We start from the raw sequence: 13,140 nt of genomic DNA, 5'->3' as shown, positions 1-13,140 counted from the left end.
ATATATCGTAGCGTTATCTATCGTAGCTGTTTTATCGTAATCGTATGTCCTTCTTTTTAGCAAGCAGGATTTTTAGCCTCACAACTGCTGTAATCTGTTTTAATTACATAAGGTTGTCCATGCCCATCGTCTAACTCAACGCAAACAAACGCACAGGTCACACTTGTATAACCAGCATGCAACAATACATCGGCATACAGTTGTGATTGCAATGCATGGCGAGCAGCAATCTCTTCTTTTGACAAGCCCAGATCTCCTGTTTTGTAATCAATAAGAAGCGCATGACGCGACGAAGCAGAGGTTGCTAATAAGTCGAATGCACCATGATAATAGCGCCCGTATGCCGAATCACGTTGGATACAAAACGGCACTTCAGCACGGATAGTATCGTAGGTGAGAACTTCACGACGAATGTTAGAATTCCACCAACGCCAAAGCGCGTCACGTAACCGCTTCTCTTTTGCAGCAGATAACTTCCAATACGCACACATGCGCGCAATGTGTTCATCTGAGGGGAACAGATTTTGCGATTCTACCATACTTTGTGCAAGTTGATGAAATGCCGAACCTAGTGCAGTTGCGCGTGTTGTATCGGAAGTATTCATCGACACATCTTGAACAGACACAGCGTCTGCTTTTTTCGAATCAACATGTGAGGCAAGCGCTTGCTTATCTTGATCCATGCTGTCTTTAATCGAAGAAAAACTATAAAAATCAGCTGACGCGCGCTGCATTATAATGTCATACGTTTTCTGCGAAGAATTTGTATCATACAGTTCAAAGGGTAGCGAGCTGGGATGCATTCTATCATCTTGTATCTTAAGCGTGTCTGTACACGGTGAAGCCTGCTTCTTATCCTGTGACATTGAAAACGCTTCTGATACCGGCAAGCTAAGGCTATACACAAGCTCACGCTTAAGAGGAATCTTGTAGCCTTCAAGCTCTTCAAGTGCATGATTTCCTCTAATAACAAGCGTATCTGAATCATCAGGTTGCAGCTCAAACACACGAACAGAAGCATCTTGAGAACCACCGTATGCCTTATGGTGAAGTCCTGCTTGTTCATCCGTTATATCCAAAGCCTGAGCTACGCGCAATGCAAGCGTATCACGATAGCCATCTTTAACCGAAACAAGAGGCAAACCAACAATCAATGCTTCGCGTGCGCGCGTTAAGCCTACATAGAGAATACGCGCGCTTTCTTCGCGATCACGAAGCGAAGCCAAACGTTTTCCATACTCAAACCACTCGCTATAACACACAGGCGCGTGTTCTTCTACAACCCCCTCATCAAATTTTTGATGTGGCATTAAATCTGATGACGGCGGAACCAGCATACAAGCTACCTTTGCCGCGGTCTCTTGCGCGTCTAAAGACGAGGAATGTGCGTCGGCGTGAGTTGGCTGCTTTGTTGTAGATGCTGGCTGCTTTGTTGAACTCTTAGGTACAGACACACACATCACGCGAGGAGCGGCAGGTACTTCGGTATACCATTCGCTTAAAAAGACAAGCGGAAATTCCAAGCCTTTTGAAGCATGAACTGTCATAACCTGAATTGAATCCTGATCATCACCTGCAAGAGATGCCGGCGCAATCTTTGAGCGAGAAAGCCAAATGTCAAACTCTTGAGCGGCGCGCGCTGGCCCTAAACCTAAATCTTTGGTAAGTTCATCTATATATCTAAGTGCAGCCATAATATTTGCACGTACAGGAATAGTTGTCGTACCTGCTTTTTCGAGCCGCAACAACCAGCCCGACTGTTTGACAACATCTAAACATACATCGGCAACACTTTTGTACGGAAGCTCATTACGTGCGCGCATAAGAATATCGTGAGCACGCTGCAAACGCAGAGAACAAGGCATATCCTTGTAAAATGTCATATGCTCCAGTCCACGATCAATCGGACGTTTTGCAGGTAAATCACTTGTTGGCTGATTCATAGACGCAAGAAGCAAAAGGTCTTGTTCGTCGAGAGCAAATAACGGTGAAATCAACAAGCCAAAAAGACCGTTTTGTGTATCGCACGGATTGGCTAAAACATGTAGCAGCTGAGCCATAACCTGCACTTCGGGAGCAGATGTAAAGGTAGAACCTCCACTTACCACACAATTAAGGCCGCGTGCGCGAATGGCATCTAAATATACATCAACATTTGTTGCGGAGCGCACTAAAAGTGCCATATCAGAAGGCTTTTGACCGTGCTTTACATACGCATACATACGCTGTGCAAGCGCCGCAGCCAGCACCTTACGTGCGCAAACATCGCGTTTGAAAGGCGCTTTTACCATTTCTACATCCAAACGAGGAAGATCATGAGCTTTATAGGCGTGTGCGTCACGTGTAGGATTGTCATCTAAGTGCATAAAGTGCTGGACAAGACCTTGTTTTGGATTGCTAGGAGTTCCTGCATCGCATACTTTATCAACAAAGGACAAAATATCTTTATGGCTTCGATAGTTAACACAAAGTTTAAGTGCGCATGGGCATGTAGCTTCACGTTTTCTAAATACCGAAACATCAGCACCACGAAATGCATAAATAGATTGCTGTGCATCGCCGACCGTGGTAAGGTGCTCAGCATTTTTTCCTGACAGTAAAGAAATAAGCTCTAATTGCGCCGTATCGGTATCTTGAAACTCATCAACCATAACCAACTTAAAGCGATTCGTGAGTTGCGCGGCAATGTAAGAATTATGTTTGATAACGCGCAGAGTTTCGTGGATTAAGTCGTCATTATCGAGCATAGAACATTCACGCTTAAGTTGCATATATCGCTCATCCACATGCCGCGCTATGTCTACACACAAATCAAACGCGCGATTAAGCACCAAAAAACGTACACTATCATGCGCGCATGCGAAATCTTCTTTAAGGGTTTTAAGCTCTTGAGCATGTGCCTTACCAACAGATGTGGGAAGCTTTGTGCGAAGCTCCTGCAAACATGCGCATATATCATTACTTGAGGCAATAACTTCATCGTCAGATGTGGCAAATTCAAGTGTATGAGTAAGATTTTGCAAACAGCTTTTTAAGCGCGAGGCAAATTCTGTACAAGGCGCAAGCTTTTCTTTAGCTTTTTCGGTTATATCATCTGCGTTACAAAGTGTAGTAAGACCGCCTATGATGTCATCTATTCGTGGCTCAAGCGTTGTATCCTCTACCTTGGTGAAAGCGTCATATCCATCGGCATATATTTTTGCTTGACGAGAAATGGTAGAGATTACATCGCAGAGCCCTGTTGGTAAAAAGCCCGTGGAAACATCGCCCATGCTTCCCATTTCATATGCCCCAAGCAATAAACGCATACCCGAGATCTCAAAACGCTTATGATAATAATCACTTAAAACATCTTGAACGGCACGACGCATAAGTTTTACGGTGTCGTTTTCAGACGCAATGCTAAATTGCGGATCTATGCCAAGGTCAAGCGCGTATGTTTTAAGTATCCTCGAACACATGCTATGAATCGTGCTGATCCATGCATTATCTACCTCAAGCGCCTGCTGAGGCATATGAGCTTCGCGCAAACTAGAACGAATGCGCTCTTTTATTTCGTGAGCGGCTGCATGGGTAAAGGTAATAATTAATACCTGCGATACATCATCTAAAAATGCAGTGCCGTTTGGACCTGAACCCTTGGTAAGTGCCCACAATACGCGTTTGGTAAGCGTAAAGGTTTTACCCGATCCAGCGCCTGCCTCTACAAATAAAGGAGAAGCAAGCGTTTTGACGATCTGTTTTTGTTGATCGTTGAGCCCGTCTAATATCTTTTCATCGGTGAGGACTCCGCTAGTTTTCATGGTGAATCCTTCCATTCTGATAAGCAATTTTACAATACGGGCATGTTTGGATGTGCTCGGGCGAACTGATGTCTGGCGCAATGTTTCCGCCTATCATGCCTGTAATTTTTTGGGCAATCATATGTTCGGTTGCATCAAGAACCCCTTGAAAACCTGTAAGCGTACTATACTCACTATAATAATTGGCAGGTACCGCAATGCTTTGGCGAAGCTGTCGAGACACACGATTACAACCACACACACGATCGATAAAGTTTTCGTCCACTGCACCCGAGATCGCATGATTTCTTTTAGTAGACACATAAAGCGCACCTACTACATGCAAATTTGGATAAAGCTTTTGTAAAACGCTTGCATAGATAAGCGTTTGAATGTGTTCTGCCAGTTCATACGTACCATCTGTATAGGGGTGTGCGCTGGTAAAAAGCGCATAGGACGGTAAAAACTTATAGGTTGACTTATGCTTATAGTCAATAATAAGCGCGTTACCATGCGCGTCCACATCAACGCGGTCAATAGAACCATTTACATATACGCCTGCATATTCAACAGCCGCCTCACCCTTACCAAAGCCAAGTTCAAAAAATCTCGGCTCAAACCCTTCAAACAATCCTGATTCGTAATCAAGAAACGAGTGCAGATCTTTGCGTATTTGATTAAGCAAACCTTCGTCTTCCAAACAATGCGGTACAAATATTTGCAGTTGTTTATACCTTTTTTGACTCTGCTTAAGGTATTGATGGTGGAGGTGTTCATCAAAGAACTGGTCAAGCAGCATATGCGTATGCTCATCGGCAGTCTTACTTACGCGCGCAGGTGCCTGTGCGTTCGCACGCGCTCCGATCGTATAAAGCGCATCTGAATGCATACTTTTGCTTTGCGCCACGTCAAGCAATTTGGTATGAACAAGCTCAAGCACACGATGTACAAACGTTCCTGCTTCCATAGGAGAAAATCCAGCATCAGGCGTGGTGAGCCCTAAGCGTCGTTCGTTAAACCATAAATACGGACAACGCAGGTATGCCTCAATTTGTGACGCAGAAAGCAAAGGTTTGTCTGCAATCTCGGCTTTTCTACCCATAGGCGAAACACATACCAACGGGATATAGTCTTTGCTTACTTGTCCTGCACATAAAGGATTATCTTGAGCAAACACCTGGGGGCGCGCGCCAGAATAAATCATGTGGGAAATACCTGTTTCGCTCATGCTCATATGTGAAAAATGCGCCAGAACATCATCATCTTCAAAGGACGAAAGCCCATAACACGCTAAAAGCTCGGTATACATCACCGAAGGATAGGTCTTATGAGAAGATTCATCAAACAAGCTGCGCTCTAAAACCACATGATGTTGGGCAAGTCTTAACAGCGCGCGAAAATCGTGTCGCGCGCACGCAAGTGGCGTTACAGGTTTTTCGATATCAAATGCAACAAGAAGCTGCTGAAGTGGATCAAGTGCGCGAGGAAGCGGACTCATCTGTGAAGTTTGCCCACTTAACACCACAGCGTCAAACGAAGCAGGAAGCCAAAGCGCAAGCGCTGAAGGCTGCGCAATATACACACAACACAAAGGCTCACTTGTAGATGAGCCATCGCACGTTGCTTTTTCATCCGTACGTGAGCTATCGCACGATGCTTTTTCATCGCTATGCGAATGGTTGCTCGACACCTTCTTAACTGATGGGCGCATATACGGATACACACTACATGTCATTGAACGCGCAATAAGATATAAATCCTCAATAAAGTTTGGAAGAAAGTCTTCTATACAAGAATCTGCTGTATTTGATATATAAAATTCTTTAAGTTCCTTAACACGTGCATTGAGGTGCATAAGGACGCTATATGCAAGACTTTGTTCAAATGGATGAGGCTCCCGCTGAAAAATAGTGCAGGTATTGCCCATAGCATCAATATAGAAGTCATCAGTTGTATGAGAATCGAACTCTTGTAGGTATGGTTGCGCCAGTTTTCCAAGCGCAGCTGCAACATGACCTTTAAGCAGCTCATGCGTAGCACTTACCACACTTTGAGAAACCATGTGCGGATTTTGGAGCAAATTTAATACGTCGCTTGGTGTAAGAAGCCGATTTGAACGCATAAGTCTATCAAGACGATACACGCTTGACATGCTCATATGCGCACAATCTGACATTAAAAAGTCTATAAGATCTTCTGGAGGCCACCACGACATAGAATCAAGCGGAATAGTAAGGTATGTTCCCTCTTCTTCTTTTGTAGGAGCAGGCCAAGTTTTTGCCGCTTGCATAAGTGTTGTCACACTGCGTAAAAATTGAAACACTGCACGCCCTGTTTGCGTTTCAAGCACCAAAAAACTAAGCTCGGCTTTAACACCAATTCCTTGCTTGCATAACCGAGGTGCTAAATCTTTCCAAAGGTAGAATGCATCAGGTGCAGAAATTGCAACTGTTTTGCACGTTTGGGCAAGTTGTTCTACGCGCGCAGCAATAAGTGGCGAGCGTGCAAGCGGACCTGTTGGCAAAAGTAAATCAAGCGCGCCAGTTGAGGCAACGCTTTGTTCATCGTTTGAAAAAATATGTTGAGATACCTGCGCCAACTCTTCACAAACACTCACATCGTCAAAAAATTCATCGGTTGTAAAAGACTCTATCTGAGTACACGATGACAAAAGCGCAATGAGTTCTTGCTCAAAACGTGTATGTGTATCAAAACCCACCATAAAAATATGAGGTAGATGCACATGGTGCTGCTTAAAAGACACGCTTAGATACTCAAGCATTTCTGTTTGTTCGATATATCCTTGTTCGTGGATGTAGGCTTGGTATGCATGCACAAGCGTAATAATTTCTTGCTGAGCAGGCGTATATGCAGGATTTTTTGCGTCACAAGAAACAACCTGTGCAAACGCCCGTTCAAAAAGCTTTGCCAGCAAACTTACCAAACCATTATTGGCACTAAGCTCAAAATCTTGATTATGCTCATAAGGAATTTGACCAGTAAGCAAACACCGTATGGCATACATGCGTAAAGACGCAGGCACAGCAAGATATGCTTTACTACCCCACACACTCCAGCGTTCTTCAACCCACGCACGAGGTGACGTTATACGTATACCTAAAGCTAGCTGCTGATACGTAGCTATAAGACCTTCGACCTTTGTTTGCATGGTAAAAGAAGGCACAAAAATAACAACGTCTTGCTGTGCGCGCAGAAGTTTCTGCAAAGCATTATAGATAGTTGGACGCAACATAAGTTCTCCTCATGCATACACAGCACTGTTTGAATACCGTGTTAGAATTTTTGTTCTTCATGTAACAGGATAGCGCATGAGGCGGACAAGAATTATAACTGCATTGAATTTAGCTAATTAAAAAGTTGCGTGGCAAAAATTCGTGGGGCAAAAAATTGCATGGTAGCAAGTTGTGGGACAAAAACCTACACGTAAAAAATTGCACAACTCAAAGTTGCACATAAAAAATAAGCTCACAACGTTAGTCTTAGCAACGTTAACCTTAATTACAAATTAAGCGCGCGCGTCCATTCTTCTTCGCGAAAGCCAGCGCAAACAGCCGTTATTTTTTCATCGCACCTAACAACTAATAACGGACGTTTAACCAGTTTTCCCTCGGTACCCATAAGCTCAAATAATTCATGAGTGCTCATACCAGCATCTAATTGTGCCTTAAGGTTCATTTGGCGATATAAAACACCCGAGGTATTGCACAAACGACGCGGATTATCATACGAACTGCACGCAAACCACAAAGACAACTCTTCGGGCGTGGGGTTTTGCTCAACAATATCACGAAGTTTGTAGTCTACCTTATGCATATCAAGCCATGCCTTTGCTTTTTTGCAGGTAGAACACCTTGGATACCAAAGAAGTGTTACACTGGCTGAATCTGTTTGCATATATCTCATCCTCAATTCATATCTCTATGATTGTTTATTGTTTGCTTGTTTATGGATTGCTTGTCCATCGTTGTATAGATACCCTTCCTGTAGCAATTATGTCGCCACAATTTTTTGCACACCAAACTCAGTTTTGCAGGCGTCGCCTTATTTTCAGGTGTTGCTCCTTTTGCAGACTTTGCCTTATAAAACTTTAATGAACCTCCACATGTAACACGATTAAAGCTTACAGATAAGGGTACGATAGATGAAGAACTATATGTCACCTACTACGCACATAAACATCACGCTTAAGCAAAAGCTTACGCACTATGCGCGTGCAATTACATTCGCGCACCATGTACATACAAGTATTGTCCATATAAGTGATGTTTAGCCGTTCGCATATAAGAAAGAGGCGCTCATGTCCGAGTTACTTACTGTTTCAAATTTGCATGCAGGAACAGAAGATAAACCCATTTTGCATAACATCAATCTCACCATTAAGCCAGGAGAAACCCATGTGATGATGGGTCCTAACGGTGCAGGTAAATCAACACTTGGTCACGTTATTATGGGCGACCCTGTTTATCACGTAACAGAAGGTTCTATTCATTTTGAAGATCAAGATATTACCGAGTTCACCGCAGACAAACGCTCTCTTGCTGGCATTTTTCTCTCCTACCAAGCTCCCGTTGAAGTTCCAGGCGTGCCACTTTATAGCTTTTTACGCACCATTTGCCAAAAGCGTCCCGAGCTTAAATTAACGGCGCGCAAGTTTCGTGAGCGTGTTTCTGAAATCTCGTCACAGCTTGATATGGACGAAGCATTTTTAACGCGCGAACTTAACGTTGGCTTTTCTGGCGGTGAAAAGAAAAAAGTTGAAATGCTGCAACTCCTATTGCTTCGCCCCAAGCTTGCGATCCTTGATGAAACCGATTCAGGCTTAGACGTTGACGCGCTTGCAATTGTTTCAAAAGGTATCGAAGCCTATCGCGCTCAGTGTGATGGCGCTTTGTTGATGATCACGCATAACACGCGTATTCTTGAGCGCTTAAACGTTGACCGTACACACGTTATGGTTAAAGGCCACTTAATGGCAGAAGGCCCTGCTTCGCTTATCGACCATATTGACGCACACGGATTTAGCGAATACGAGCAAAAACTTGAAGAACAACTTGATGCGCGTGGAACAAGTGAGGCTTAACGTGAAAGACCAATCTTTAATAGAGCTTGCCGACAAAGGTCAAACCGATGTGTTTGATACCAAATCCGCAGGTGATGACTATGTAGATCGCGGTGCAAACTCAAATGTTGGTGTCGACGAAAAAGGCCGCTCTAATATTTCTGATATCGACCGCTCACTCTATGACTTTGTTATGAGTGAGGAAGGCTACGAACGCTACGCAGACGGTCTTACGCCCGAAATTGTTACCTCAATTTCGCGCAAAAAAGATGAGCCTGCATGGATGCTACAGCTGCGCCTTGAAGCACTTGAAACTTACCACGAGCTCAAGATGGCAGATAACTGGGGTCCAGATTGTTCGGGCTTAGACCTCAACCATATTTCAACCTATGTAAGTCCACGCACCAAACAGGCTCGTAGCTGGGATGACGTTCCAAAAGATATTAAACAAACGTTTGAGCGCTTAGGAATCCCCGATGCTGAACGTAAAAGTTTGGCTGGCGTTGGTGCACAATACGACTCTGAAATTGTTTATCACAACATGCGCGATGATGTAGCAAAACAAGGAGTTGTATATACCACCATTGAGGACGCGCTTCACGATCCGCGCTGGGAACCCATGGTCAAAAAGTATTTTTCCAAGCTTATTCCTCTTAAAGATCATAAGTTTGCTGCGCTTCACTATGCCGTCTGGTCAGGTGGCTCGTTTGTGTATGTTCCCAAAGGCGTAACGCTTAGTTACCCCCTTCAAAGCTATTTTAGACTTAATGCTTCAAGTGCTGGTCAGTTTGAACATACGCTCATCATCGTAGACGACGAAGCCGATTTACACTTTATTGAGGGGTGTTCTGCGCCAAAATATTACGAAGCGAACCTGCACGCAGGAGCCGTTGAGCTTTTTGTAGGCAATAATGCACGTATGCGCTATTCAACCATAGAAAACTGGTCAAAGAATATGTACAACCTCAATACCAAACGCGCACTTGTGGGTGAAAACTCACGAATGGAATGGATTTCGGGCTCGTTTGGAAGTCATGTTTCGTACTTATATCCAAGTACCATTTTACAAGGCAACCACTCTACCTGCGAATTTACGGGCATTACCTTTGCAGGAGCAACGCAAAACCTAGATACTGGCTGCAAAATTGTGATGAATGGTCAAGGCTGTAAAGCTTCGGTTGATACAAAGTCAATTTCTAAAGACGGAGGTATCAACACTTTCCGTTCGTCTATGATCGTTGGTAAAAGCGCACACCACTCGGTGGCAACGGTAAGCTGTCAGTCGCTTATGCTTGATGATATTAGCCGCTCCGATACCATTCCTGCGAATAATGTTCGTTGCGCTACGGCAAGCGTGGGACACGAAGCAACCATCGGAAGAATATCAGATGACACTATTTTGTATCTTATGAGTCGTGGATGTAGCGAAGCCGAAGCACGCACCATGGTTGTTAACGGCTTTGCGAGCCCGGTTTCTAAAGAATTACCCCTTGAGTATGCAGTAGAAATGAATAATCTTATTAAAATCGAAATGGAAGGAGCGATTGGCTAAATGAGCACCAACACAAATGAACAGTCGACTCCGCAAGAAACTACAACAAGTTCCTTGACACAAGAACAACCAACGAGTGCCTTTACGCAGGAAACGGCAATGCACGTAACCAAAGATGTTATCAATCTTGCTCATGTAAACGCCCCGTGGTCGCAAACGTGGAATTATTTACACATCAATAATATTCCCTTTTCTGTTCCCGCGCCCGAAGTACGCGGCACGCTCTATGCGCGTCTTCCTCCCCTGTTCGACCGCATGACCTGCGGCTTAGGAAAAGATGCACAAAAGTGGATAGAATCCGTTGCGCCTGATGCACACGTTATAGAAATTCCAAAAGGTACTAAGCGTACAGAACCTGTTGTTGTTGATGTAAATGCCGATGCACACGAAGCAAAAGATACTGGTATCATCGTGCGCGAAGGTGCCGAGGCAACCATCGTTTTGGTTTCATATGGAAAAGAAGCGCAAGACACAACTTCTGCTAATTTGGCGCGCATTGTAGCCGAACGCGAAAGCGTTATCCATTTGGTAGAAATTGTTGCTATGAACGATACTCACCAACATCTACAAGGCGTAGCGCTTGATGTCGACGATCGTGCAAAAATTGATGTTCACCAATATGCGCTGGGCGGTAAAAAAGTGGCCTTTGGTTTTTCGTGCGATCTTCACGGTAATTCATCGCGTCTTGACCTCATGCTTCGTTATTTTACCTGCGAACACGAACGCCTCGATGTTAACCACCTGTGCAGGCAACGCGGCAGAAACACGCGTTGTACCATGCTTTCTAATGGTATTCTTACCGATTATGCATATAAAACGCTGCGAGAAACCATCGATTTAGTGCACGGCGCAAAAGGCTCCAAAGGAAACGAAGCCGAAACCGTTTTAGTTGCATCCGATAACGTTATGAATGAAACGCTCCCCGTTATTCTATGTGACGAAGATGATGTTTTAGGAAATCACGGTGCTTCTATTGGTTCTATAGGACCCGAGCAGCTTGCATATCTAGCCGATCGCGGTCTTACCGAAGAAGAGGCAAACAAGCTCTTTACGCGTGCAATCTTTGACGATGCAGCCATTCACGCGCCAGATACGGTTTCGAGAAACGCTGTTTTGGATCGTGCGCGCGTTATAGTAGGTGATGACGTGGCAGATGATTTTACCGATGCATTAGGTGAAAATCACGCGCGTAGTTACCAAATTAACGGTGTGATAGAAGATTAGTGACGCTGCAGCGTTACGAAAAAACGTTATACAGCTTTACGCAACAAACTTTACACGGCGTTACGCAACAAACGTTACACGAAAGGTTTTATTGATAATGCTCGCAACCAACGACGAACAGGCGTTGCAGGAAAATCCTTATAAACAAGATTTTCCGCTTTTAGCTCAACACAAAGAACTTGCGTTTTTAGACAGCGCAGCCACAGCTCAGCGGCCTTTAGAGGTAATCAATGCACAAAGCGAGTTTTATCACAACATGAACGCAAACCCTTTGCGTGGCTTGTATAAACTCTCTGTTATGGCAACCGAGGCAATTGAAGCTACGCGCGCTCATGTTGCACGCTTTATTGGCGCGGTGGATACAAACGGCGAAGGACGCGCGCGCGAGATTGTCTTTACGCGCAATGCTACAGAATCTCTAAATTTGATTGCTCAATCACTGGGAACGATGTGCTTGGAGCCTGGCGATGAAGTTGTTATTAGTATCATGGAACACCATTCAAATATGATTCCTTGGCAACAAATATGCAAAAAAATGCATGCTAAGCTAACCTATCTCTATCTAGACGATACCTGCAGTATTTCAGACGAAGAACTTGAGCGCAAAATTACCAACAAAACAAAAATTATAAGCCTTACGCATGTATCTAACGTCTTAGGCATAACCAACGATATTGCGCGTATTGCTGCACATGCTCACAAAGTAGGTGCTTATATGGTAGTGGATGCCGCACAAAGCGCGCCGCATATGCAGCTAGACGTACAACAGCTTAATTGTGATCTGCTTGCGTTTTCTGCACATAAAGCACTTGGTCCTTTTGGTATAGGCGTTATGTGGGGAAAGCTTGACATTCTTGAACGCATGCCCGTATTTTTAACGGGTGGCGAGATGATAGACTCGGTAACCACTTCTTCTGCAACGTGGGCACAAGTCCCCGAAAAGTTTGAGGCAGGAACCCAAGACGCTGCAGGTATTTACGCATTTGACAAGGCTCTTAGCTATTTTGACACGCACGATATGAAAAAGCTTGAACGTCGCGAGGCTCATTTAAGCGCATATTTGTATTCGCGCTTGTCAGAGCTTAGCTTTATCGATATTTACGGAGCACATGACCCCGCGCGCCATAGAGGTGTTGTTTCGTTTAATGTAAACGGTGTACATCCGCACGACGTTTCATCTATTCTTGATTCGTATAATGTCTGCATTCGCGCAGGTCATCACTGTGCTCAACCGCTGCTGAACTCTTTGGGCGTTCAAAGTACCTGCCGAGCAAGTATTGCGTTTTATAATGACGCGCGCGATATTGATCGTCTTATTGATGCGCTGCAAGCAGTACATAATATTTTTAAGCCTTAACGACGTGAGCGGTGGCGCGAGCACATGGGCTCAGGCGGCGCGAACGCAGAAGCTCAGACGCACACAGCAGCTTGCGCACTACAAGACACATAACAGGTCAAACCGCGTAAATACAAAACGGCATACAACCAGCAAGGAAAGCAAC

General features: G+C 44.5%; 7 protein-coding genes. 4 read left to right on the top strand and 3 right to left on the bottom strand.

The features are described 5' to 3' along the window. Nucleotides 1–56: 56 nt before the first annotated feature. From HMPREF0091_RS04415 to HMPREF0091_RS04405, 3 genes are all read right to left on the bottom strand, one after another. Nucleotides 57–3,803 (bottom strand): UvrD-helicase domain-containing protein, encoded by a 3,747-nt coding sequence (locus HMPREF0091_RS04415; protein ID WP_010242026.1) that lies wholly within the window; start codon nt 3,801–3,803, stop codon nt 57–59. After that, the gene (locus tag HMPREF0091_RS04410) at nt 3,793–7,035 is read right to left on the bottom strand and encodes a PD-(D/E)XK nuclease family protein (protein WP_006303078.1); all 3,243 of its coding nucleotides are present in this window, start codon (nt 7,033–7,035) and stop codon (nt 3,793–3,795) included. Before HMPREF0091_RS04410 ends, HMPREF0091_RS04415 begins: the two co-directional genes overlap by 11 nt. Nucleotides 7,036–7,301: 266 nt before the next feature. Further along, nucleotides 7,302–7,697: a Spx/MgsR family RNA polymerase-binding regulatory protein gene (locus HMPREF0091_RS04405; RefSeq protein WP_010242023.1), complete on the bottom strand. Its 396-nt coding sequence runs from the start codon at nt 7,695–7,697 to the stop codon at nt 7,302–7,304. 403 nt (nt 7,698–8,100) lie between these two features. Between HMPREF0091_RS04405 and sufC the strand changes: the two genes are divergently transcribed. The 4 genes from sufC (at nt 8,101) to HMPREF0091_RS04380 (ending at nt 12,995) form a co-directional block, all read left to right on the top strand. After that, complete coding sequence (sufC, locus tag HMPREF0091_RS04395; protein ID WP_006303075.1) at nt 8,101–8,883, top strand: Fe-S cluster assembly ATPase SufC; 783 nt, start codon at nt 8,101–8,103, stop codon at nt 8,881–8,883. After that, nucleotides 8,858–10,414 (top strand): Fe-S cluster assembly protein SufB, encoded by a 1,557-nt coding sequence (sufB, locus tag HMPREF0091_RS04390; RefSeq protein WP_006303074.1) that lies wholly within the window; start codon nt 8,858–8,860, stop codon nt 10,412–10,414. The genes sufC and sufB overlap by 26 nt, the downstream gene beginning before the upstream one ends. After that, nucleotides 10,415–11,638 (top strand): SufD family Fe-S cluster assembly protein, encoded by a 1,224-nt coding sequence (locus HMPREF0091_RS04385; RefSeq protein ID WP_006303073.1) that lies wholly within the window; start codon nt 10,415–10,417, stop codon nt 11,636–11,638. 97 nt (nt 11,639–11,735) lie between these two features. After that, complete coding sequence (locus HMPREF0091_RS04380) at nt 11,736–12,995, top strand: aminotransferase class V-fold PLP-dependent enzyme (protein ID WP_006303072.1); 1,260 nt, start codon at nt 11,736–11,738, stop codon at nt 12,993–12,995. The last annotated feature ends 145 nt before the right edge of the window (nt 12,996–13,140 follow it).

The sequence above is a fragment of the Fannyhessea vaginae DSM 15829 genome, assembly GCF_000159235.2.
In the GTDB taxonomy this organism is placed as follows: Bacteria; Actinomycetota; Coriobacteriia; order Coriobacteriales; family Atopobiaceae; genus Fannyhessea; species Fannyhessea vaginae.
The sequence above is the reverse complement of the archived record's forward strand: the minus strand, read 5'-3'. Positions and strand labels throughout refer to the sequence as shown.

Bases quoted from the DNA above. Each gene is read 5' to 3' on its own strand.
- sufC (WP_006303075.1), top strand. From the start codon at position 8,101: ATGTCCGAGTTACTTACTGTTTCAAATTTGCATGCAGGAACAGAAGAT.
- HMPREF0091_RS04410 (WP_006303078.1), bottom strand. From the start codon at position 7,035: ATGTTGCGTCCAACTATCTATAATGCTTTGCAGAAACTTCTGCGCGCA.
- HMPREF0091_RS04415 (WP_010242026.1), bottom strand. From the start codon at position 3,803: ATGAAAACTAGCGGAGTCCTCACCGATGAAAAGATATTAGACGGGCTC.
- HMPREF0091_RS04405 (WP_010242023.1), bottom strand. From the start codon at position 7,697: ATGCAAACAGATTCAGCCAGTGTAACACTTCTTTGGTATCCAAGGTGT.
- HMPREF0091_RS04380 (WP_006303072.1), top strand. From the start codon at position 11,736: ATGCTCGCAACCAACGACGAACAGGCGTTGCAGGAAAATCCTTATAAA.
- HMPREF0091_RS04385 (WP_006303073.1), top strand. From the start codon at position 10,415: ATGAGCACCAACACAAATGAACAGTCGACTCCGCAAGAAACTACAACA.
- sufB (WP_006303074.1), top strand. From the start codon at position 8,858: ATGCGCGTGGAACAAGTGAGGCTTAACGTGAAAGACCAATCTTTAATA.